This is a genomic window from Catellatospora chokoriensis, assembly GCF_011297315.1.
Classification (GTDB): Bacteria; Actinomycetota; Actinomycetes; order Mycobacteriales; family Micromonosporaceae; genus Catellatospora; species Catellatospora citrea.
On the sequence record NZ_JAAOTI010000022.1, the window covers coordinates 117,379 to 140,118 of the forward strand.

General features: G+C 72.6%; 20 protein-coding genes. 9 read left to right on the plus strand and 11 right to left on the minus strand.

The genetic code is table 11. The annotated features are described in order from the left end of the window. Positions 1-2: 2 nt before the first annotated feature. The 3 genes from qcrB (at position 3) to HAV39_RS28940 (ending at position 3,227) form a co-directional block, all read left to right on the plus strand. The gene (qcrB, locus tag HAV39_RS28930) at positions 3-1,589 is read left to right on the plus strand and encodes a cytochrome bc1 complex cytochrome b subunit (RefSeq protein WP_120316186.1); all 1,587 of its coding nucleotides are present in this window, start codon (positions 3-5) and stop codon (positions 1,587-1,589) included. 166 nt (positions 1,590-1,755) lie between these two features. Further along, positions 1,756-1,935, plus strand: a complete 180-nt coding sequence (locus tag HAV39_RS28935; RefSeq protein ID WP_191842348.1) for a hypothetical protein — start codon at positions 1,756-1,758, stop codon at positions 1,933-1,935. A gap of 89 nt (positions 1,936-2,024) precedes the next feature. Next, entirely contained in the window at positions 2,025-3,227 is a 1,203-nt protein-coding gene (locus HAV39_RS28940) for a cytochrome P450 (RefSeq protein WP_191842349.1), read from the plus strand. A gap of 131 nt (positions 3,228-3,358) precedes the next feature. Here the strand turns inward: HAV39_RS28940 and HAV39_RS28945 are convergent, their stop codons facing one another. The 6 genes from HAV39_RS28945 to HAV39_RS28970 form a co-directional block, all read right to left on the minus strand. Further along, positions 3,359-4,195 carry an alpha/beta hydrolase family protein gene (locus tag HAV39_RS28945; protein ID WP_191842350.1) on the minus strand — a complete coding sequence of 279 codons (837 nt, stop codon included), beginning with the start codon at positions 4,193-4,195 and terminating at the stop codon, positions 3,359-3,361. Positions 4,196-4,279: 84 nt separating this feature from the next. Further along, the gene (locus HAV39_RS28950; RefSeq protein ID WP_120316182.1) at positions 4,280-4,555 is read right to left on the minus strand and encodes an Lrp/AsnC family transcriptional regulator; all 276 of its coding nucleotides are present in this window, start codon (positions 4,553-4,555) and stop codon (positions 4,280-4,282) included. Between the two features lie 108 nt (positions 4,556-4,663). Then, positions 4,664-5,491, minus strand: a complete 828-nt coding sequence (locus HAV39_RS28955; RefSeq protein WP_191842351.1) for a nucleotidyltransferase family protein — start codon at positions 5,489-5,491, stop codon at positions 4,664-4,666. Then, complete coding sequence (locus HAV39_RS28960) at positions 5,488-6,033, minus strand: NUDIX hydrolase (protein WP_191842385.1); 546 nt, start codon at positions 6,031-6,033, stop codon at positions 5,488-5,490. The genes HAV39_RS28955 and HAV39_RS28960 overlap by 4 nt, the downstream gene beginning before the upstream one ends. A 35-nt stretch (positions 6,034-6,068) precedes the next feature. Beyond that, positions 6,069-8,009: a RelA/SpoT family protein gene (locus HAV39_RS28965; RefSeq protein ID WP_373311572.1), complete on the minus strand. Its 1,941-nt coding sequence runs from the start codon at positions 8,007-8,009 to the stop codon at positions 6,069-6,071. 198 nt (positions 8,010-8,207) lie between these two features. Next, entirely contained in the window at positions 8,208-9,875 is a 1,668-nt protein-coding gene (locus tag HAV39_RS28970) for a DEDD exonuclease domain-containing protein (protein ID WP_239120185.1), read from the minus strand. A gap of 179 nt (positions 9,876-10,054) precedes the next feature. Between HAV39_RS28970 and HAV39_RS28975 the strand changes: the two genes are divergently transcribed. The 3 genes from HAV39_RS28975 (at position 10,055) to HAV39_RS28985 (ending at position 13,940) form a co-directional block, all read left to right on the plus strand. Beyond that, entirely contained in the window at positions 10,055-11,419 is a 1,365-nt protein-coding gene (locus tag HAV39_RS28975; protein ID WP_191842353.1) for an NYN domain-containing protein, read from the plus strand. A gap of 26 nt (positions 11,420-11,445) precedes the next feature. After that, a complete protein-coding gene (locus tag HAV39_RS28980) occupies positions 11,446-12,687 on the plus strand; it encodes a M48 family metallopeptidase (RefSeq protein ID WP_191842354.1) in 1,242 nt (413 codons plus the stop codon). 122 nt (positions 12,688-12,809) lie between these two features. Then, positions 12,810-13,940 (plus strand): glycosyltransferase family 4 protein, encoded by a 1,131-nt coding sequence (locus HAV39_RS28985; RefSeq protein WP_191842355.1) that lies wholly within the window; start codon positions 12,810-12,812, stop codon positions 13,938-13,940. 61 nt (positions 13,941-14,001) lie between these two features. Here the strand turns inward: HAV39_RS28985 and HAV39_RS28990 are convergent, their stop codons facing one another. The 5 genes from HAV39_RS28990 to HAV39_RS29010 form a co-directional block, all read right to left on the minus strand. Beyond that, positions 14,002-15,480: a glutamate-cysteine ligase family protein gene (locus tag HAV39_RS28990; RefSeq protein WP_191842356.1), complete on the minus strand. Its 1,479-nt coding sequence runs from the start codon at positions 15,478-15,480 to the stop codon at positions 14,002-14,004. Positions 15,481-15,643: 163 nt separating this feature from the next. Further along, a complete protein-coding gene (locus tag HAV39_RS28995; protein ID WP_120316172.1) occupies positions 15,644-16,162 on the minus strand; it encodes an HIT family protein in 519 nt (172 codons plus the stop codon). Further along, on the minus strand, positions 16,162-16,833 hold the full coding sequence (locus HAV39_RS29000) for a response regulator transcription factor (protein WP_120316171.1): 672 nt from the start codon (positions 16,831-16,833) through the stop codon (positions 16,162-16,164). Before HAV39_RS29000 ends, HAV39_RS28995 begins: the two co-directional genes overlap by 1 nt. Positions 16,834-16,886: 53 nt before the next feature. Continuing rightward, the gene (locus tag HAV39_RS29005) at positions 16,887-18,602 is read right to left on the minus strand and encodes a sensor histidine kinase (protein ID WP_120316170.1); all 1,716 of its coding nucleotides are present in this window, start codon (positions 18,600-18,602) and stop codon (positions 16,887-16,889) included. Further along, the gene (locus tag HAV39_RS29010; RefSeq protein WP_191842357.1) at positions 18,583-20,367 is read right to left on the minus strand and encodes an AMP-dependent synthetase/ligase; all 1,785 of its coding nucleotides are present in this window, start codon (positions 20,365-20,367) and stop codon (positions 18,583-18,585) included. The genes HAV39_RS29005 and HAV39_RS29010 overlap by 20 nt, the downstream gene beginning before the upstream one ends. A gap of 194 nt (positions 20,368-20,561) precedes the next feature. Here HAV39_RS29010 and HAV39_RS29015 point away from each other — a divergent pair, with 194 nt between their 5' ends. The 3 genes from HAV39_RS29015 to HAV39_RS29025 all read left to right on the plus strand — a co-directional run bounded on the left by HAV39_RS29015 (position 20,562) and on the right by HAV39_RS29025 (position 22,643). Continuing rightward, a complete protein-coding gene (locus HAV39_RS29015; RefSeq protein ID WP_120316168.1) occupies positions 20,562-21,005 on the plus strand; it encodes an SRPBCC family protein in 444 nt (147 codons plus the stop codon). Positions 21,006-21,007: 2 nt separating this feature from the next. Continuing rightward, a complete protein-coding gene (locus HAV39_RS29020; RefSeq protein WP_191842358.1) occupies positions 21,008-21,574 on the plus strand; it encodes a hypothetical protein in 567 nt (188 codons plus the stop codon). Between the two features lie 124 nt (positions 21,575-21,698). Next, positions 21,699-22,643 (plus strand): ROK family glucokinase, encoded by a 945-nt coding sequence (locus HAV39_RS29025; protein ID WP_191842359.1) that lies wholly within the window; start codon positions 21,699-21,701, stop codon positions 22,641-22,643. Positions 22,644-22,740 lie beyond the last annotated feature (97 nt).

The following is a 22,740-nucleotide window of genomic DNA, read 5'->3' on the forward strand; positions in this document are numbered from 1 at the left end:
CCATGAAGCGTCGCAAGGTTGACCTGAAAGCCCTCCCGGGCAAGACCGCGCAGGAGGTGGACACCCGGCTGCCGGTCGCGACCCCGTTGCGCGGCATGCTGAACAAGGTGTTCCCCGACCACTGGTCGTTCCTGCTGGGCGAGATCGCGCTGTTCTCGTTCATCATCCTGCTGCTGACGGGCACGTTCCTCGCGCTGTTCTTCGAGCCCTCGCTGCAGGAGGTGCACTACGACGGCTCGTACCTGCCGCTGCAGGGCGTGGGCATGTCGCGGGCGTACGAGACGGCGCTGGACCTGTCGTTCGACGTGCGCGGCGGCCTGATCATGCGGCAGATGCACCACTGGGCGGCGCTGCTGTTCATGGCCGCGATCGTGGTGCACATGTTCCGGATCTTCATGACCGGTGCGTTCCGCAAGCCGCGCGAGCTCAACTGGATCATCGGTCTGAGCATGTTCTGGCTGGGCTTCACCGAGGGCTTCGCCGGCTACTCGCTGCCCGACGACGCGCTGTCCGGCACCGGCCTGCGCATCGCCTCGGCGATCATGCTGTCCATCCCGGTGATCGGCTCCTGGGTGACCACGTCGCTGTTCGGCGGCGAGTTCCCCGGCGAGATCATCCTGTCCCGGCTGTACATCCTGCACGTGTTCCTGCTGCCGCTGATCCTGCTCGCGCTGGTCAGCATCCACCTGGGTCTGGTCTTCGTGCAGAAGCACACCCAGTGGCCGGGGCCGGGCCGGACGAACAAGAACGTGGTCGGCGAGCGGTTCGTGCCGCGCTACGTCATCAAGCAGGGCGGCTTCTTCATGCTCGTCTTCGCGGTCATCGCGCTGATGGGCGGCCTGTTCCAGATCAACCCGATCTGGCTGTTCGGCCCGTACGAGGCCGCGGTCGTGTCCGCGGGCAGCCAGCCCGACTGGTACGTCATGTTCCTCGACGGCTCGACCCGTCTGATGCCCGCCTGGGACATCAGGGTCCTCGGCTACAACATCCCACCGCTGTTCTGGCCCACGGTCGTGCTGCCAGGCATCCTGTCGGTGCTGCCGATGGCGTATCCGTGGATCGAACGGCGCTGGAAGAAGGACTACGCGTCGCACAACCTGCTGCAGCGTCCGCGTGACGTGCCGGACCGCACCGGTCTGGCCGCCATGGCGCTGGCGTTCTACCTGGTGCTGACGATCTCCGGCGGCAACGACATCGTCGCCGACAAGTTCCACATCAGCCTGAACGCGATGACCTGGGCGGGCCGCATCGGCATCCTGATCCTGCCGCCGCTGGCGTACTACTTCGCCCGCCGTCTCTCGCTGGGCCTGCAGCAGCACGACCGCGAGGTGCTGGCGCACGGCGTCGAGACCGGCATCATCAAGCGGCTGCCGGACGGGCGGTTCGTCGAGGTGCACCAGCCGCTGGTCGCCCCCGACGAGCACGGCCACACCGACCTGCCGTACGTCGGCTGGACGGTGCCGAAGAAGATGAACCGCCTCGGCGCGCTGGGGCCCGCCGTCCGCGGCTTCTTCCGGCCGATCGAGCAGCCGGCGCCGCCGCAGCAGGAGGAGCAGCCGCGCGAGGAAGTCACCTCCGGCAAACCCTGATCCGGCAACGGTTTGACGACGAAGGGGCACCCGCCGCGGCGGGTGCCCCTTCGTCGTCCGGGCGGTCGCGTGGGCACGGTCACACGGGCGGACGAGCCGATCCGGACGGATCTTGCAGGAGGGCCATGGCATAGTCGTGACTCATCCGACCCCCGGGAGGCAGCACATGTTCACGGCACACCAGGACGGCAAGCGCGGCACGGGCACCGCACCGGCGACGCGCGGGACCGCCGTTCCGCAGGGTGTCGCCCGGCACGCGATCTTCAACCGCGCGTGGTCCGTGAACTGCTGCGCGTCGACGCACACCGGCACGGGCTGCCGTCCGATGTCGCTCATGCCGAACTGATCCCGGCCCCGCCCGGCACGCTCGATGCCGCCCGGGCTCGCCCGCCCGTCGTAGTCTTCGCACAGGGACGGCGACGTGGGGGAGCGGCGATGCAGGACGCACTGGCGGCGATGCAGGCACTGGCCACGACGGCGGGGCGGGCCGATCCCTACCCGCACTACGAGCGGCTGCGCTCGGCCGGGCCGGTGGCGTCGCTGGGCGACGGGTTCGCCGTCGTCACCGGGTATGCCGAGGCCGACCAGGTGCTGCGGGACGCCTCGTTTCGGGTCACCGACGCCGTCGCGCTGGACCTGGCGATGCCCGGCTGGCGCACCGTCGCCTCCTGGCAGTGGTTGAGCCGCACCATGCTGTGGCACAACGCGCCCGACCACACCCGGCTGCGCCGGCTGGCCGGCTCGGCGTTCACCGCCCGCCGGGTCGCGGCACTGCGCGCCGACGTCACCGCGCTGGCCGAGGAGCTCGTCGAGCCGATCGCGGCCGCGGGCGGGCCGGTGGACTTCATGGACACGGTGGCGTATCCGCTGCCGGTGTCGGTGATCTGCGCTCTGCTCGGGGTGCCCGCCGCCGACCGGGACTGGTTCCGGCCGCGGGCCCATGACCTGACCCTGGCCCTGGAGGTGTTCGCCGGCGACCCCCAGGAGCTGGCCCGCGCCGACGCGGCAAGCGACGAGCTGGCGGAGTACTTCGTCGACCTGCTGGCGCGGCGGCAGCGCGAACCCGGCGACGACATGATCAGTGATCTGCTGGCGGCGGGCGCGGACGGCCGGATCGGCGGCGCGGAACTCGTCGCGCACCTGGTGCTGCTGCTGGTCGCCGGGTTCGAGACGACCACCAACCTGCTCGGCAACGGCCTGGCCATGCTGCTCGACCGGCCGGAGCACCTGGCCCGGCTGCGCGCCGACCCGGACCTGACCGCGGCGTACGTCGAGGAGATGCTGCGCCTGGACCCGCCGGTGCAGGTGACCTCGCGATACGTCGGACAGGACACCGAGCTGGCCGGAGTCGACCTGCGCGAGGGCACCGAACTGCTGGTGGTGCTCGCCGCGACGGGCCGGGACCCGCGCCGCTTCACCGCGCCGGACAGCTTCCTGCCGGACCGCCCGTCCGTGCCGTCACTGTCGTTCGGCGCGGGCGCGCACTACTGCCTGGGCGCGCCGCTGGCTCGGCTGGAGGCCCAGGTCGCCTTCCCGCTCCTGCTGGCCAAGCTGCCCCACCTGCGCTCCGCAGGCGTGCCCACCCGCCGCGACCGCCTCGGTTTCCGCGGCTACGCCACCCTGCCCATCACGGCCTGACGCCCCGCACCGCCTCTTGACCGTCGGACTTGCCTGGCACCTGTGCGTATCTTGGGCCCACATTCGCCCAGGTGCCTGGCAAATCGAAAGACCTTGGTGCGGATCCCGCCCGCGCCGGTTGCGGCGGGTGGTCAGTGGCGGATCGGGAGCCAGGCGGTGATGCGGGGGGCCAGGGCCGCGCCCGCCTTGACCCACTTGAAGTGGTCCAGGGGTGCGGCGGCGTCGGCGGAGCTGAGGTGGTCGCGGTGGACCTGCGCCCCGGGCAGGGCGGCGACCAGGTGGTCGGTGGTCTCCGGCGGGGTGTACTGGTCGTCGTCGACGCTGATCGCGAGCACCGGCAGGTCCACCTGGGACAGGCCCTGCCGGACGCCCAGGTGGGCGGGGAACAGGCCGTGGCGGGCGGTGTGGGCCCAGTCCTTGATGACGCCGCGGGCCTGGCGGCCGCCGAAGCCCCAGCCGGGCCAGACCCGCAGCACGGCGGAGACGGCGTTGACGAACTGGGTCATGGCGAGCACGCCGAGCCGCTGCCCGCGCGGGTAGGTGCGCCAGTACGGCAGCCCGACCGCGATCAGGACCAGCCCGTCCACGCTGTGGCCAGCCCCGCGGGCGGCTTCGCGGGCCAGGTGCAGCACGCAGACCTGCCCGCCGAGCGAGTGTCCGAGCAGGACCGTGGGCCGCCCGGCCCGGTGTTCGGCGAGCGCGTCGAGCACCGCGGCGACGTCGTCGGCGAGCTCGGTGTAGCCGTACCGGCTGTCCCGCGCGGGGCGCGGCGCGCTGGTGCCGGTGCCGCGCAGGTCGGCCACCGCGACGCCGAGGCCGGCCTCGTTCAGCGAGTGCGCGAAGCGGGTGTAGTAGCCGGCCGGCACGCCCATCGCCGGGAAGATGACGACCAGGGGCGCGTCGGGGGCCTGCGCCGGGTGGAGCTGGACGCCGAGCCGGTCGCTGCCGCGGTCCACGGTGAGCTGCATGGCAGCAGCCTAGACCGCGACGTTACTCGCAAGTAAGAAGCGCCGGGTGTGACGCGGGCCGCTCCGCGGGGGTCGCCCGCGTGCTCAGAAGCCGATGGCGAACGCCTGCTCCAGGTCGTGGCGCGAGTACGAGCGGAACGCGATGTGCGTGTCGGTGTTGAGCACACCGGGCACCTTCGAGATGCCACCCGCGATGACCTCGGCGATGTGGTCGAACTCGCGCACCCGTACCACGGCGATCAGGTCGACGCCGCCGGCGACGGAGTACACCTCGCTGACACCCTCCAGGTTGGCCAGCTCCTCGGCGACCTCCGGGATCGCGTCGGTCGCGCAGTCGATGAGAACGATCGCTGTGATCACCGGAGACTCCTCGCGTCGTGCGTCTGTCGATCATGAAGTTGTGGCCGCGACACGCCGTCGACCCGTGCCACAAGTTCATGATCACTGTATCGGGTCTACGGGGTCATGCTATGCCGCGGGGACGGTGAGGTCCCGGCCTACCCGGATCACGCGGTGCAGGTTCTCGTGCGGGGCGACGTACGCGCCGGGCCACAGCACGCAGTCGCGCACGGCACCGTCCACCCGGGAGCCGGCCCCGAGCACGCTGCCGTGGGCCTCGCCGGTGACCTGCACATCGTCGCCGAACAGGTTCACGCCGCCGGCGGCGTGCAGGTTCGCGGCGAGGTAGTCGGCGGGCGTGCCGCAGTCGAGGTAGCGGCCCGGCAGCGGGATCACGTCGAGCCGCCCGCTCTGCTCGGCCGGGCGCCAGGTGGTGCGCACCAGTTCGCGCGGCTTGTCGGGCAGGGCCGCGACGTCGGCGGCGGGCAGCAGCGAGGCGCCGGCGAAGTTGTAGCCGTGGAACGGGTCGGGCAGCCCGGCTTTGACGCCGTGCATCCGCACCCGGCTGCCGTCCCAGCCGGACAGCAGCGCCGCCAGGTCCTCCGGGGCGTCGGCCGCGACGTAAGCGTCGGCGTTGAGCACCAGCACCGCCCGCCCGTCGATCCAGCCGTGCAGGTTGCCCAGCGCGCCGGCGGTGCCCAGCGGTTCCTCCTCGAAGGACAGCCGCACCTGGCCGTCGACGTGCTCGGCGATCTGCCCGGCCAGCCAGTGCGTGTTGACCGCGACCCGGTCCGGGCCGGTCAACCCGACCTCGGCCAGCCGTTCGAGCGTGCGGTCCAGCAACGTCATGTTGCCGACCGGCACCAGTGCCTTGGGCCGCAGCATGGTCAGCGGCCGCAGCCGCGTGCCCAGCCCCGCGGCCAGCACCACGGCGCAGACGTCGTCGGGAGCTCTCATCGCGCCACGTCCACCTCGTCGCGCAGGTGCGCCTCCGGCCCGATGCCGTAGTGGCCGAGCAGCCGGGCCGTCGCCGGGGTCACCACCGGCAGCTCGTCGAGGGCGTGCCAGCGGGCCTCCCACACCTCCGCGCCGTCCACGCTGAGCGCGGTGCGGGCGGCGGGCACCCGGGCCGTGAAGACCATGTCCACCCAGTGCCCGCGGTGGTGCACCACCGCGTTCGGCACCGCCGGGGTGACCTGGTCGGGAGTGAGCCGGATGCCGGTCTCCTCGCCCGCCTCGCGGCAGGCCGCCATGATCGGGGCCTCCCGCCGCTCCAGCAGCCCGGCGGGCAGTGTCCAGCCGCGTCCCGGCGGCTGGCGCAGCAGCAGGATGCGCTCCGGGCCGTCGGCCTCGCTGTCGAAGATGAGCACCACCGAGCCCACCGAGTAACGCGCCGTCACCAGCTTGACCATCCGGCTCCGCCAGCGTGGCGGGATGCGGTAGAAGACGCCGTAGCCGAACGAGACGAGTTTCGTGCGCAGCGGCGAGCGCCGCTTCACCAGGCTGCCGGGATCGGCCGTGCGGGGCTCGTTCTTCACCTTGCCAGGCTAGTCGACGAGCGTCGCGGCGGCGTGGCAGCGGCTTCGCCGCGCGGGGCGACCACGTTCACCGGGGCCGCACGGCCCGCGTCGTTCTGGTTGTCGACGCTGGCGATGAGCTGATCGACGATGGTGTCCGCGGACACCCGGTGCTCGGCCACCGCGATCAGCAGCGTGTCGAGATCGGGGTAGTCCAGCGCCTGGGCGAGGCTGATCAGCCGCTGCTCGTCGGCGAGCGCCCGGTCCCGGCGGCGCAGGGCCAGCCCGATCGCGGCCCGGCCCAGCTGCAGCCGGTCGCTGACGGTGCCGGCGGCGACCTCCGGTTCGGTGAACCGGCGGCTCAGCCGCAGCCGGGCGTTGGGGGCCTTGACGAACTCGAGCCACTCCCGGCGCGGGCCGGGATGGTTGCGCGCCCGGCTGACCAGGATGTCGACCACGTCGCCGTCGGTCAGTGCGGCGTTGAGCGGGGTCAGCACGCCGTTCACGGTCGCCGCGACACAGCGGTCGCCGGTGCGGGTGCCCAGCTCGTATGCCACGTCCACCGGGCTGGCGCCCTCGGGCAGCAGCAGCTGGCGTCCCCAGGCGAAGACCTGGATCTGCTGCTCGGCCAGGTCGCAGCGCAGCGTCTCGACGAACTGCACCGCGTCCGGCGCGGCCTGCTCCAGGTCCAGCGCACGGCGCAGCCAGGCGTGCTCGCCGTGCTGGCGCGGCGCGGGCGCGACCTCCCGGGGGGCGGTGCGCGGGTTGAACACGCGCAGCGCCCCGCCGCGCCGCGACGGGCGGGTCGGGTAGCGGAACGGGGCGACGACGCCGTACTCCACCGCGCGGTGCATCTGCTCGGTGCGGATCAGCACCTCGACCATCTGGTCGCCTGGGCCCAGCACCGTGGTGTGCAGCGAGCGGTAGAGGTTGTTCTTCGGCGCCGCGATGAAGTCCTTGAACCGGCCGGGGATCGGCTTCCACTGCTGGTGCACCGCGCACAGGGCGGCATAGCAGTCGGGGTCGTCGCCGTCGAGGATCACCACGATGCGGGGCAGGTCCATCGGCACGGGGCTGCCCGCCTGCTGGGTGTCCTTCCAGATCGAGTAGTAGTGCCGCGGCCGCGGCTTCACCCGGCCGTCGAGCTTCTCCTTGCGCAGCGCGCCCCGGCCCAGCGTGACCAGGTTCTGGACGTAGTCGTTCCAGTCCGGGCGGTTGGAGACCATGCCGTCGATGCGCTCGTATTCCTCCGGGTCGAGGAAGAGCAGCACCTTGTCCTCGAGCTCGCGCTTGAGCGCCTGGATGCCGAGCCGGTCGCAGAGCGGCACCAGCACCTCGCGGGTCGCGCCGGCGATGCGGGCGCGTGAGGCCGCCGAGCGGGCGTCGAGGGTCTGCATGTTGTGCAGCCGGTCGGCGAGCTTGATGACGAGGACCCGGATGTCCTGCCCCGCGGCGACGATCATCTTGCGGATGGTCTCGGCCTCCGCGCGGGCGCCGAAGTGCGCCTTGTCGAACTTGGTGACCCCGTCGACCAGGTGCGCGACGTCCGGGCCGAAGTCCGCGCGCAGCTGCGCCAGGGTGTAGCTGGTGTCCTCGACCGTGTCGTGCAGCAGCGCCGCGGCCAGGGTCGTGCCGTCCATGCCGAGGTGGGCCAGGATCTCCGCGACGGCCAGCGGGTGGGTGATGTAGGGGTCGCCGCTCTTGCGCATCTGGCCGCGGTGCATGCGCTCGGCGACCAGGTAGGCGCGGCGCAGCAGGGCGACGTCGGAGCCGGAGTGCACCTGGTGGTGTGCCTTGATCAGAGCGGTGACCGGGTCGGCGGGGACGGTGGACCGTTCCCGTGCGTTCGGCCAGCTGAGCATCGCTCTGAGCCGGGTGGTGAGCATGCTCTCCCCGGCCCGGCCCGTGACCGGAATCCCCGCTGCCACCGTGGCGGCTTCCGCGTCCACTGAGGACACCCCCCTCACCGCGTGGAGGTGGAGCGTCGCGTGGCACGTACGCGGCCTCGACGCCCCGTCACGACTGCCCACTTCCGAGAGATCTCTGGATATCGCTCCATAGCCTAGTAACGAACGTCGTAGCCGAATGGTCAAGACCTTTCATGCGTTCGGTCAAGTAATGGCCGAACGGGTATGTCGACAGTGACGCTGCGGGGGCTAGCGCCCCGCCTGAAGGAGCATCTTCCAGCGCGCCGCGCCGCGGGCCGGGGAGGCCCAGCCCGACGTCGCCTCCACCAGGCGGGTCTCCGGGCGTTCGAGCCAGTCCAGGATCCGCTCGGTCTCCTCGGGCGTGGCCGCCGGTGTCGGGCCGGGCGCGGCGAGCACCGTCTCGGCGGTGGGCCGCAGCACGTCCAGGGTCCGTCGCGGATGGACGCCCGGCTCCGCGGTCGCCGCGGCGGCCAGCCGGCCCCGCCGCACGATGGCGATCTCCCAGGCGTTGCGCTCGGTGCGCCGGGCGGCGATCAGCTCCTCGATCGACGTCAGCGCGGACAGCCGCTGCATGCGCACGGCCGCCCGCAGGAAGGCGGCGAGCCGGTCGCGCACCGCCGCGGCGTCCTCGTAGCGCTGCGCGTCGGACAGCTTGCGGATGCGGGCCAGCAGCGGGTCCACCACCGCGTCCGGGTCGCCGTCGAACGCGGCCCGCAGCGGCGCGGCGGCCTGCGCGTCATACTCCTCGACGCTGATCGACAGCTGGCAGGGGGCCGGGCACTTGCCGAGCTCGGCCAGCGCGCAGGCGGGCGAGGCCTTGCGCGCCGACAGCCGGGGCGTGCACTGGCGCAGCGGCAGTGCCTCGTGGATGGCGTCCACCGCGGCCTGCGCCGTCGCCCGCCCGGCGAACGGCCCCAGGTAGGCGGCGCCGTCGGCGGTCAGCTGCCGGACCACGGACAGCCGGGGGAAGGCCTCGGCGGTCAGCTTCAGCCACTGCACCCGCTCGGGGTGCTTGGAGCGCCGGTTGTACGGCGGCGCGTGCACCGCGATCAGCCGCAGCTCGCGGACCTGCGCTTCCAGCGCGTGGGCGCACTCGACCGCGTCCACCCGCACCGCCGCGCCGAGCATCTCCTTGATCCGGGCCCGGCGCTCGGCGGCGGTGAAGTAGCTGCGCACCCGGGTGGCGATGTCGTTGGACGTGCCGACGTAGAGCGGGCGGTCGTCGGCGGCCCGGAACAGGTACACCCCCGGCGCGTGCGGCAGGTTCTCGGCCAGGTGCTTCTTGGCCCGCTGCACCGGCGCGACCGCCTTGACGAACTCGATGGTGTCGCCGAGCGTGTGCACCTTGTGCCCGCCGAGCCGGGCGATCAGCGCGTGCAGCACCCCCACGGTGGCCCGCGCGTCGTCCATCGCCCGGTGGTTGGGCTGGTCGCCGACCCGGAAGTAGGCGGCCAGGGTGCCCAGCTTGTTGTTGGGCACCTCGTCGCGCAGCAGCACGCGGCGGGCCAGCGCGACGGTGTCCACCACCCGCGGGTTGGGCCAGCGGTAGCCGTGCGCGGCACAGGCCGCCTTGAGGAAACCGGTGTCGTACGGCGCGTTGTGCGCGACCAGCACCGCGCCGGACAGGAACTCCAGTAGCGAGGGCAGCACCGCCTCGATCGGCGGGGCCTCGATCGTCATCGCGGTGGTGATGCCGGTCAGCACGGTGATGAACGGCGGGATAGGCACGCCCGGGTTGACCAGCGTGCCGAAGGAGCCCAGCTCCTCGCCGCCGCGCACCTTGACCGCGCCGATCTCGGTGATGCCCGCGCCGTCGGGCGCGCCGCCGGTGGTCTCCAGGTCGAGCACGACGAACGTGGTGTGCCGCAGGTCCAGCTGCAGGGGATCGGCCAGCATGCCGTCGAGGGTGGGCTGTTCGAATCGGTCACCGGGCGCGGCGGGGCGCGCGGACGGCACCTGGGACGGGGACGGCACAGACCGGACGCTAAACGTCCGGTACGACATGGGTGGTCGGCGGAGACGGCGAGCCGCGAACCTGAGCGACAAGATCGGTAAGTCGGTGGAACACTAGGACCATGTCAGCCGCTGAACTTTCGTTCGACGCCTCCTCCGGTGACCCGGTGGGGGCGGCTGACTTCATGCCTGAGCCGATCCTCTCCGAGCCCATCCGCCAGCGCGTGGTCGCCCTGGCGGCGGCCGTGCTGACCGCCCTGCCCAACGACGAGATGCCGGTCGCGCTACGCAAGGTCGCCAAGTTCGCGCCCAACCGCCGGGCCCGGCTCGGCGGCGCGGCCATCGCGGCGCAGCTCACCGCCGACTCGGTGTTCCGGCAGCGGATCAGCGGCCGGGTGCTGGCCGACGCGGGCGAGCTGGGCTCGGCGGTGCTCGGCGGCATGGCGCCGGCCGCCGCCGACCCCATCGAGGTCGCCGCGCTGGCCTACCTGGCCCGCCCCGCGGGCTGGCGCGAGCTGCTCGACGCCGCCGGGCAGGCGGTCGCCGCCGAGGCGGAGAGCACCGCCGTCGCCGAGCACATCCGCGACGCCGAGACGCGGGCCGCCCGTGCCGAGCACGACCGCGCCGTCGCCCGGGTCGAGGCCGACAAGCTGCGCGACGAGCTGGCCCGGGTGCGCGACGAGCTGGGCCAGGTGCGTGAGGAGGCCCGCGCGAGCGGCAAGGCGTTACGTGACGCGCAGGCCCAGCTCAAACGGGCCAACGAGCTGCTCTCCATCGAGAAGGGCCGGGCCGCCAAGGGGCATGGCGACCACGAGGCCGAACTGCGCCGGCTGCGGTCCCGGCTTGCCGACGCCGAGGCGGCGGCGGGGGACGCGCGCCAGGCCGCCCGCGACACCCGGGCCGTCGACGAGGCGCGGCTGTGGCTGCTGCTGGAGACCATCGGGCAGGCCGCCGTGGGGCTGCGCCGGGAGCTGGCGCTGGACCCGGCGAAGGTGCTGCCGGGCGACACCGTCGCGGCGGCGTACGCGGACATGGCCGGCGCCCCCACCGCGACCAACCGCGCCCAGGACGCCGACGACCCGGCGCGGCTGGCCCAGCTGCTCGCGCTGCCCAAGGCGCACCTGGTCGTCGACGGCTACAACGTGACCAAGCGCGGCTTCGCCGAGATGTCGCTGGAGCAGCAGCGCAACCGGCTCGTCAGTGGCATGGGCGGGGTCGCCGCGCAGACCGGGGCCGAGGTGACCGTGGTCTTCGACGGGGCCGAGCGGGTGCACGGCCTGCCCGCCCCGCCGCGCGGCGTGCGGGTGCTGTTCTCGCGCAAGGGCGAGACCGCCGACGAGGTGATCCGCCGCCTGGTCCGGGCCGAGCCGCCGGGCCGCCCCATCGTGGTGGTCTCCTCCGACCGCGAGGTCGCCGACGGCGTACGCCGCCACGGCGCGTACCCCATGAACTCCGAATCGCTGGTCCGCCGCCTCACCCGTAGCTGAGGCCCGTCCGGCCTTAGGATCGGGCGATGACGGTGCGGGGCTGGGCCTGGCTGACGTTGATCGTCCTATGTGGCGCGCTGGCGGTGGCCGTGGCGCTGCTGGTGCCGTGGCACCGGCCGCCCGCGCCGCGCGCCGACCAGCTCGCCGCGCTGGCCACGCTGCCCACCGACCGGGTCGAGCAGGCCCGGCAGCTGCGCGGCGAGCTGCGCTGGATCACGTACCCGGCGATGCTGGTCGGGCTGGGCGTGGCGCTCCTGCTGGGGCTGACCCCGCTCGGCTCCTGGCTGGTGGGGCTGGTGCCCGGCCCGTGGCTGGCCAAGGTGCTCGGCGGCGGGCTGCTGGTGCTGCTGGCCGCGGACCTGATCACGCTGCCGTTCGCGGCCTGGCGGCACACCGTCGCGGTGCGCTACGGGCTGTCCACCCAGGGCTGGGGCGGCTGGGCGGTCGACCTGCTCAAGGGGTACGCCGTCGGCGCGGTGCTCGGCGCGGTCGCCCTGCTCGGCTTCTACGGCCTGACCCGGCTGCTGCCCCGCTGGTGGTGGGCCGTCGGCGCGGTCGGCGCGGCCGGGCTCGTGGTGCTGCTCAGCTTCGTGTTCCCGGTGCTGGTCGAGCCGGTCTTCAACAAGTTCACGCCGATGGCCGACGGGCCGTTGCGCACCGAACTCATGGAGCTGGCCCGGCGCGACGGGGTGCCGGTGCGCGACGTGCTGGTCGCCGACGCGTCCCGGCGCACCACCTCACTCAACGCGTACGTCAGCGGCATCGGCCCGACCCGGCGCATCGTCGTGTACGACACGCTGCTGCGGGAGGCCCCCCAAGCGGAGATCGTCGCCGTCGCCGCACACGAACTGGGCCATGCGAAACGCGGCGACGTGGTGATCGGCACGGTCATCGGCGCGCTCGGCGCGGCGATCTTCGTGGTCGGGCTCTACCTGCTCGGCGCGTGGAGCTGGCTGCTGCACCGGGCCGGGGTCCAGTCGATCGCCGAGCCGCGCGCGATCGGGCTGCTGCTGGCCGTCGCCACGGTGGGCGGGCTGCTGGCGGGGCCGGCCCAGGCGTACGTGTCGCGACTGCTCGAAGCGCGCGCCGACGAGCACGCACTGGAGCTGACCGGGGACCCGGCCGGGTTCGAGCAGATGCAGGGGCGGTTGTCCCTGGTCAACCTCGGCGACCCCGACCCGCCCGCCTGGGAGCAGGCCCTCTTCGGCAGCCACCCCACCACGGTCGAACGCATGGCCGCCGCCCGCGCGTACGCCCGCGACCACTGACCGGCGTCGCGGTGCAAGATCGGTGTTTGCGGTCATGACCTGTGGGTGAAGCGCAGATCATGACACCAAAACGCGATCTCGGCGTTGCCGGGCGGGAATCGCACGCCCGGTAGGCTGCGCGGATGCGCTCGCTGCTGGTGACCAACGACTTCCCGCCCCGCCCCGGGGGCATCCAGCAGTTCCTGCACAACCTCGCGATCCGCCAGCCCGACGGCGAGCTCGTCGTCTACGCCTCGACCTGGCGCGACCCGAAGCAGTTCGACGCCGAGCAGCCGTATCCGGTGGTCCGGGACCGGACCGGGGTGCTGCTGCCCACACCGCGGGTGGCCCGGCGGGTAGCCGAGCTGGCCCGGGCGGAGGGCTGCGACCGGGTCTGGTTCGGCGCGGCCGCGCCGCTCGGGTTGCTGGCGCAGGGCCTGCGCAGGCGGGCGGGGATGCGGCGGGCCGTCGGCATCACGCACGGGCACGAGATCGGCTGGGCGGCGCTGCCGGGTGCGCGCAGCGCGCTGCGCCGCATCGCCGACGGCAACGACGTGCTCACCTACCTCGGCGAGTACCAGCGCGTCCGGCTGGCCAAGGCATTGGGGGAGCGGACCAGCCTGCAGCGGCTCGCACCCGGCGTGGACTCGGCGATGTACCACCCCGACGTGGACGGCGCGGCGGTGCGGGCGCGGCACGGGCTCACCGACCGCCCGGTGATCGTGTGTGTGTCTCGGCTGGTGCCGCGCAAGGGCCAGGACACGCTGGTACGCGCGCTGCCACTGGTGCGCCGCGCGGTGCCGGACGCGGCGCTGCTGCTGGTCGGCGGGGGACCGCACCGGCCGACCGTGCAGCGGCTGGCCCGCGAGCTGGACGTGGCCGACCATGTCGTGCTCACCGGATCGGTGCCGTGGGCGGAGCTGCCCATGCACTACGCGGCCGGGGACGTGTTCGCCATGCCGTGCCGCACCCGCAACCGGGGCCTCGACGTCGAGGGCCTGGGCATCGTCTACCTGGAGGCGTCCGCGGTGGGCCTGCCGGTGATCGCCGGCGACTCCGGTGGTGCGCCGGACGCCGTCCGCGAGGGCGAGACCGGACACGTGGTGGCCGGCCGTGACGTGGACGCGCTCGCCGCCCGCCTGGTCGAGCTGCTGTCCGACGACGCGCTGCGGACCAAGATGGGCGCGGCGGGCCGCTCCTGGGTCGAGCAGGAGTGGGGCTGGGACCTCCAGGCCCGCCGCCTACGCGCCCTCCTCACCGCCGAAACCCCCTGACCCGCACCCCGAATCCACCCGAACGACCGACCCGATTCGTGCGCCCGGTGGCGGCGGCTGGTCAGTCCTCGCGGGGCCACTCGTGGACGGGGATGTTCTGGTGCATGTGGGCCATGTAGCGCAGGAGCATCTCGCGGAGGGCTTCGGGGCGTTCCAGGCCGCCGCGTTCCAGACGGTGGACCGTGTCGATCTGCCAGGTCGCGCCGTTGCGGCGGAGCAGGCAGCGCTGCTCGATGATGCCCAGCAGCCGGTCCCGCTCGCGCGCCTCGACGCCCCAGCTCTCCAGGCCCTGGTGGGCCAGCGGCAGCAGCCGCCGCAGCACCAGCTCGTACGCGGTGAGGTAGCCCAGGTCGGGCCAGAACAGGTGGGCGCCGATGCCCTGGCGCGCGCCGGTGTAGAAGTTCTCGTCGGCCTGCTTGAACGGCATCCGGGACCACACCGGCAGGCCGCCCTCGGCCAGGGTGCGGACCAGCCCGAACCAGAACGCCGCGTTGGCCATGATGTCGACGACGGTGGGGCCCGCGGGCAGCACCCGGTTCTCCACCCGTACGTGCGGCATGCCGTCGGAGACGTCGTACACCGGGCGGTTCCAGCGGTAGATCGTGCCGTTGTGCAGGCGCAGCTCGGTCAGTTCGGGCACCTCGCCGCCGGCGAGCTGGTCGGCGGGGTCGTCCTCGGTGCTGATCGGCAGCAGCGCGGGGAAGTAGCGGACGTTCTCCTCGAACAGGTCGAAGACCGAGGTGATCCAGCGCTCGCCGAACCAGACCCGCGGGCGTACCCCCTGGGTCTTGATCTCTTCCGGCCGGGTGTCGGTGGCCTGCTTGAACAGCGGGATGCGGGTCTCGTGCCACAGCTCGTGCCCGAACAGGAAGGGCGAGTTGGCGGCGATGGCCAGCTGCACCCCGGCGATGGCCTGTGCGGCGTTCCAGTACGCCCCGAACTGCGCCGGGCTGACCTGCAGGTGCAGCTGTGCGCTGGTGCAGGCGGCCTCGGGCGCGATGGTGTCGGCGGTGACGGTGAGCGGGTCCGGCCCGTCGATGCTGATGCGCAGGTCCTCGCCGCGGGCGGCGAACACCTGCTCGTTGATGAGCGCGTAGCGGGGGTTGGCCGACAGCGCCGCGCCGGTCAGGTGCTCGGGGCGCAGCGTCGGCAGGATGCCGATCATGGTGGTGTGCGCGCCGACGGTCTGCGCCTTGTCCTCGGCAGCGTTCAGGCTGGCCCGGATCTGCTGCTCGTACGCCGTCAGGCCGCCCTTGGCCAGCTCCCGCGGCGGAATGTTGATCTCGATGTTGAACTGGCCGAGTTCGGTGACGAACGCGGGGTCGGCGATGGCGGCGAGCACCTCGGCGTTGCGCATCGACGGGTGGCCCTGCTCGTCGACCAGGTTGAGCTCGATCTCCAGCCCGGTGAGCGGGCGCTCGAAGTCGAACTGGGACTCGCCCAGCATCAGCGCGAACACGTCCAGGCACCGGCGGACCTTCTCCCGGTACAGCGCGCGGTCCGCGCGGGTGAAGACGTGCTGCTGCACCTTCTCGCCCATCGGGCTCACCACCCTCAGCGGGGTCCTCCGTTAATGTCCCATAGATCCCTGCCCGGCGGGAGGCGGTCGGAAACATGGGGAGCCCGCACGCGCGAAGGGCGCCCGACCGCCGTGCGGTCGGGCGCCCTTCGCTTCAGGAGCCCGTCGAGCGGGCTCCGCATGTCTAGGCCAGCCGGGCCAGTTCGGCCGTGATGGCCTCGCGGAGCTGGTCGTACTCCTCCGCCTTCGGGGAGACGAGGGTGTCGTGCTCCTCGGCGAAGCGCACCTCGTTCGGGTAGCGCCACACCGGGGTGTCGCGGAACTCCCGGGCCTCCCACGAGTAGCGGGGGTGGATGTGCGCGTGCAGGTGGTGCAGCGAGTTGCCGAGGATCTCGTAGTTGAGCCGGCGGAACGCGGGGTCGAAACCGTTGCAGGCGGCGAAGACCGCCTCACCCAGCAGGCCCATGTCGGCCAGGAAGTCCGCGCGCTGGGTGCGGGACAGGTCGGTGAGGTGGTCGGCGCCGTCCACGTCGGACAGCAGCACGCAGTATCCAGGCAGGTGCTGCGTGTCGCCGAAGACGGCGTATCCGCTGTTGAGCTTGGCCATGACGAGGGGGTTGTCGCCGCGCCGGGCCGCACCCAGCCGGTCGGTCCGCCAGTCGGTGAGCAGCTCGTCGCCGCTGGCGTGGGCGTGCCGGCCCATCAGGACAGGTTCGGGGCGTCGGGCGCCTGCAGCAGGCCGAGGCGCAGCGCGGTCATCAGGGCCTGGGCGCGGTTGGCGGCGCCCAGCTTCTCGTAGAGCTTCGAGATGTGGGTCTTGGCCGTCGACTCGCTGACGAACAGCTGCTTGGCGATGCCGGAGACGCTCATGCCCTCGGCGAGCAGCTTCAGCACCTGGCCCTCGCGCGGGCTCAGCTGCGGGCCGCTCGGGGTCAGTCGGCGCTTCATGGCCTCGGCCAGGTCGGCGGCGGTGAACGCGCTGGGCGCGCTGGCCGCGTGGCGGGCCGCCGCGACGACCTCGTCGGCCGGGGCGGTCTTGGGCACGAACGCGCTGGCGCCAGCCTCGAGCGCGCCGAAGAGCTGGTCGTCGCCGGCGTACATGGTGAGCACCACGATGCCCATGGTCGAGCTGGACTTGCGCAGCGTGCGGGTGGCCTCCAGGCCGCTGCCGTCGGGCAGGCGGAGGTCCATGATCACTACGTCGGGGTGCAGGGCGCCGGCCTGGCGTACGGCCTCGGCGGCGGTGCTGGCCTCGCCGACCACCTCGAACTGGCGGTCCCGCTCGAACGCGTGGCGAAGCCCCTTGCGGATCAGGTCATGGTCGTCGACGAGCAGGACTTTGGTTCGTCCTGTCGGCACAGTACTAGTGGACATGCCCGCTTTCTCCCCTTCTGGCACCCGCGCTCTGGCTGTGCGGGTGACACACGTTATCGCGTCGCCCGGCCCTCTTGTCGAGAGGAACCGCCCACGACCACGGCGACGGTGGTCCCCACCGGGTCCCGAGGCCTGATCTCGAGTCGGCCCCGGATACGTTCCGCCCTCTCCGCCATGATCGCAAGACCGTAGCGTCCGTCCGTACGCTCATCGGGTATGCCGCGGCCGTCGTCGGACACTTCGATCAGCCCGTATGGCGGGTCGACGGTGCAGGTCACCCACAGGTTCGCGGCATTCGCGTGCTTCCGCGCGTTGGTGATCGCCTCCTGCGCGATGCGCAGCAGCTCGGACTCGATCGAGGCCGGCAGCCGGCCCGCCTCGTCCAGCGACAGGTTCACCTTCAGCCCGGCCTGGTTGCCCGAGATGCGGGCGAACTCGGCGATGGCCGCGGTGAGCCCGCCGTGCCGGTCCACCTCGCTGCGCAGCTCGAACAGGCTCAGCCGCAGCTCGGTGATGACCCGCGTGATCTCGGCGCGGAGCACCCGCAGCTCCTCGGCGGTGTCCTTGGCGTCCTCGGGCAGCGTCGCCTGCGCGTTGTCCACGCCGTACCCGATCATCACGAGTTCCTGGGCGACGCCGTCGTGGATCTCGCGGGCGAGCCGCTGGCGCTCCTCGTTGGTGGCGATCGAGCGCACCTCCTCGAACAGCAGCGCGGCCTCCAGCCGCAGTGCCGCCGGGGTGGCCGCGGCGACGATCCGGCCGGTGAGCGCGGGCGGGTAGCCGTTGGTGCCGTCGCGCTCCAGGGCCACCAGGCCCACCGTGCGCACGCCGGCGATCAGGGGCACCACCACGGCCGAGACCGGGCCGGTCTGGTCGAAGGAGCGCAGCTGGGAGCGCCCGGAGACCTGCGGCTGCTGGCTGGCCCACGCGTCGGCGATGGCCGAGTCGGCGTCGAGGCTGGTCTCCCAGGCGGCCCGGGTGGAGGTGTCGTCGGCTTCCACGCCGAACTGGGCCAGCACCACCAGGCGTCCGGCCCCGCTGGCGGCCAGCACCGCGGCCCGCTGCGGGCGGCCGATCGGGCGCAGCTCCTCCAGCAGGTGCTCGGCGATGCTGCCCGGGTCGAGGGTGGCGCCGGGCAGCTGGCGGGCCACCTGGCGCAGCTGGGTGAGCAGGCGGGTGGCCTCCGCGTACGGCTGGGGGGTGCGGCGGATCAGCGCGGCCCGCTGCATGGCGCCGGTGGTGATGGTGCCGACCGCGGCCAGGATCAGCCACTGCGCGCAGGCGGCCAGGTAGCCGAAGTGGCTCAGCTGCCGGGTGCCGTCGGGCAGCACGGTCAGCCAGCCCGCCACGGCCAGCGTCAGCGCGGCGACGCTGAGCAGCCCGGCCGACTCCAGCGGGCGGTGGTTGAGCATCGCGGCGGTGATCGGCACGGCCAGGTAGGGCAGGATCGCCGAGGCGCCCGCCCCGTCGGACAGCGCGTACATCTGGTCGGCGGCCAGCGCGACGGCGCTCGCGCCCAGGCCGACAAGGACCGTCTCGGCGAACCTGCCCAGCGACGCGAGCACCGCGTGCCGGGGCGTGAGCACGCCCGGCAGCCCGGCCAGTGCCAGCAGGGCGACCCAGCGCAGCTCCGCCCAGTCCTTGGTGGCGGCCATGATCAGCACGCCCACCAGCAGCAGCATGGTGCCGCGTACGGCGATCGCGATCAGCTGTGAGGCCGGGATGCGCCGGAGCCGGCGCTTGGGGCGCTCAGCGGTGGTAGATGGCATCGATCTCCTCCGCGTACTCCTTCATCACGACCGCGCGCTTGACCTTCAGCGACGGGGTCAGCTCGCCGGTCGCCTCGGTGAAGTCACGCGGCAGGATCCTGAAGACCTTAATGCCCTCGGCCGCCGACACGGCCTTGTTGGCCTCGCTGACCGCGGCCTGGATCTCGGCGCGCAGGTCGGCGTCGTCGACGAGGTCCGAAACGGGCGTGTCCGGACGGTCGCGCGCGGCCAGCCAGCCCGGCAGCGCCTCGGGGTCGACGGTGACCAGCGCGGCGATGAACGGCTGCCGGTCGCCGACCACCATGCACTGGCTGACCAGCGCGTGGGCGCGCACCCGGTCCTCCAGCACGGCCGGTGCGACGTTCTTGCCGCCCGCGGTCACGATGATCTCCTTCTTGCGCCCGGTGATGCGCAGGAAACCGTCGTCGTCCAGCGAGCCCAGGTCTCCGGTGTGGAACCAGCCGTCGGCGTCGATCGCCTCGGCGGTGGCCGCCGGGTTGTTCCAGTAGCCCGGGAAGATGACCTCGCCGCGGGCCAGGATCTCGCCGTCGTCGGCGATGGCGATGGTCACCCCGGGCAGCGGCTGGCCGACCGTGCCGATCTTCTGCGCGCCGGCCCGGTTGAAGGTGATCGCGGGCGAGGTCTCGGTCAGGCCGTAGCCCTCCAGCACGTTGAGCCCGACGCCGCGGAAGAAGTGGCCCAGCCGCTCGCCCAGCGGCGCGCCGCCGGAGATCGCACTGTGGCAGCGCCCGCCCAGGGCGGCCCGCAGCTTGCCGTAGACCAGCTTGTCGAAGACCGTGTGCTTGATCCGCAGGCCCACCCCGGGACCCGACGGCGTCTCCAGGGCCTGGCTGTACGCGATCGCGACGGCCTCGGCCTTGTCGAAGATCGCGCCCTTGCCGCCGCTGTGCGCCTTCTGCCGGGCGCTGTTGTAGACCTTCTCGAACACCCGCGGCACGCTCAGCAGGAACGTGGGCCGGAACGCGCCCAGGTCGTCGACCAGGTTCTTCACGTCGGCGGTGTGGCTGGTGCGCACCCGGCCCTGCACCACGCCGATCTGCAGCAGCCGCGCGAACGCGTGCGCCAGCGGCAGGAACAGCACCGTCGAGGAGCCCTCCTGGAACAGGATGTCCAGCGCCGGGATGGCGTTGCCGATGTCGGAGAGCATGTTGCGGTGCGTCAGCACGCAGCCCTTGGGCCGGCCGGTGGTGCCGGAGGTGTAGACGATGGTGGCCGGGTCGTCGGCGCTGCCGGACTTGCGGCGCACCTCGATCTCGGCCGCGTCGACGCTCTCGCCCCGCGTGACCAGCGTGGACAGGTCTCCGCCGTCGATCTGCCAGAGCCGGGTCAGCGCGGGCGCGGCCTCGCGGACCGTCGCGGTGTGCGCCGGGGTCTCGGTGAAGCAGCCGACCGCGCCGGAGTCGGCCAGGATCCACTGCACCTGCTCGGCGCTGGAGGTCTCGTAGATCGGCACGGTGACCGCGCCGCAGGCCCAGATCGCGTAGTCGATCAGCGTCCACTCGAACCGGGTGCGGCTCATCAGGGCGACCCGGTCGCCCGGCTGCACGCCCGCGGCGACCAGGCCGCAGGCCAGCGCCACCACCTCGGCGTGGAACTCGGCGCAGGTGACGTCCGCCCAGCCGGACCCGGCGCGGCGGGAGAACTGCACCAGCTGGGGCGTCTGTGCCGCGTTGTCCCACACCGGGTCGGTCAGCCGGTCGGTGTCATCGACGATCACCGCCGGGGCCTGCGAAAACTGCCGCACCAAACGCTCCTTGAGCTGCTCGTTCGGGCCACTGGCGCGTCCGCGCCGCCCGGCGGCCAGCGCCGCTGCCGCCCCCGGCACTGTAGAACGTCGTCCCGGTCCCTCTGCAAACGCTGTCCCTGTTCCGACGGGTTGCCGCCCGTCCGTCGTGGCGGGTCGGCTATGCCCCGGCCGCTACGGGTAGCCTGCTGTTCATGGCGGAATCCTCCTCCCAGTCGATCGTGATCAACGCCGACCCGGCCCGCATCGCCGAGGTCATCTGCGACTACCCCTCGTATCCCCGGTGGACCCAGGCCATCAAGGTCGCTGAGGTGCTCGAGGAGTACGAGGACGGTTACCCGGCCACCGTGCGCTTCGTCATCGACGCGGGCATCGTGCAGGACGAATACACCCTGGCCTACGACTACGCCGAGGACATCTCGCGGATCGAGTGGCACCTGGTCGCGCCGTCCAAGATGCAGAAGGCGCAGGACGGGTCCTATGACATCACCGACAACGGCGACGGCACCTGCACGGTGACCTACACGCTGTCGGTGGACCTCTCGATCGGCATGCTGGGCATGTTCAAGAAGAAGGCCGAGAAGGCGATCATGGATACCGCCTTGAAGGAGCTCAAGAAGCAGGTCGAGGCGGCCTGAGCATGGACATCTCGCCGGGCACTGCCCGAGAGGAGGCGGAGCGGCTGGTGGCGGCGGTGCTCGCGGCCGCGACGCTGGCTGCCAACGCCAACCCGCACCTGGCCACGGGCTCCCCGGAGTGCTGCGTGTGTCCACTCTGCAAGGTGATCGCGGCGGTCCGCGACCCTGACCCGGAACTGGTCGAGCGGGTCGCGACCGGAGCCGGCGACCTGGCCGCGGGCCTGGCCAGCTTCCTGCGCAGCGTCTCCACGCACCGCCCCGGCGACGCGGCCTGGCGCGACGCCACGGCGCAACCGGGCGCCGCGGGCGAGGGCGCCGCAGCGGCCCCGAGCGCAGCCGACGGCGACGGTCCGAGGGGTCCGGCCGCCGCCGCACCGCCCGCCGCCTCGGCGGACGCGCCGTCGGCCCGGCCGATGGCCAAGAAAGCGGTCAAGAAGATCGTCAAGAAGGTTGTCACTAACCCGACACCCTCTGTTTCCGAGTCGGAAACACCCCCGTCACCCGCGCGGGTTAAGGCAGCAAAAAAGGCCGTCCGCAAGGCGGAGCCGCACCCGCCGCCGGAGTTGTGACATCGATCTTCGGCGGGCGACGCTCGCGGGGGGTCCTTCCGGCGTTAGGGTGTTGCCCAAGTAGCACGGCGTGGGCTCCCCAAAAGCGTCACCGCCGGCAAGCCCAGCAAGGAAGGGTTCGGCCGTGGCACTCACCATCGGCGTGGACATCGGTGGCACCAAGGTGCTTGGCGGTGTGGTCGATCCTGACGGCACCGTCGTCGCGACATGCCGTCGCGACACCCCGGCCGGCGACGTCGCCGCGACCCGGGACGTGATCATCGATGTGGTGAAGGATCTGTCCGCCGAGCACAAGGTGGACGCGGTCGGCATCGGCGCCGCCGGATGGATTGACGCGACCCGGTCGACGGTGCTGTTCGCACCGAATCTGGCCTGGCGTGACGAACCGCTGCGCGACTATGTCGCCAAGGCGGTCAACCTGCCCGTGGTGGTGGAGAACGACGCGAACGTGGCCGCGTGGGCGGAGTTCCGCTACGGCGCGGCGGCCGACGCCGAGGACTCGATGGTGATGTTCACCGTCGGCACCGGCATCGGCGGCGGCATCGTGCTCGGCGGCGGTCTCGTGCGCGGCGCGCACGGCATCGCGGCGGAGATCGGCCACATGCTCGCGGTGCCCGACGGCCACGTCTGCGGGTGCGGCCGGCACGGCTGCATCGAGCAGTACGCCAGCGGCAACGCCCTGGTCCGCTTCGCCCGCGCGGGAGCGCAGGCCGAGCCGGATCGGGCGGCGCTGCTGCTGGGCAAGGCCGGCGGCAAGGTGGAGAACATCACCGGTCCGATCGTGACCGCGGCGGCGCAGGCCGGCGACGAGGTGGCGATCGACGCGTTCACGCAGATCGGATACTGGCTGGGCCAGGGTCTGGCCGACCTGGTCCAGATCCTCGACCCGCAGGTGCTGGTGGTGGGTGGCGGCGTCATCGACGCCGGCGACCTGCTGATGACCCCCGCCCGCCAGTCCTACCTGGACAGCCTCGCCCAGCGAGGCCGCCTCCCGGTGGCCGAACTCCGCGCGGCCAAGATGGGCAACGTCGCCGGCCTGGTCGGCGCCGCCGACCTGGCCCGCCTCTAACCCGCACCACCCCGGCCCGGCAACACCGGGTCGATCATGAACCTATGGACGTGTTCGGCGGCGTGTCACCACCCTGCCGCCGTGATCATCTGTGCCG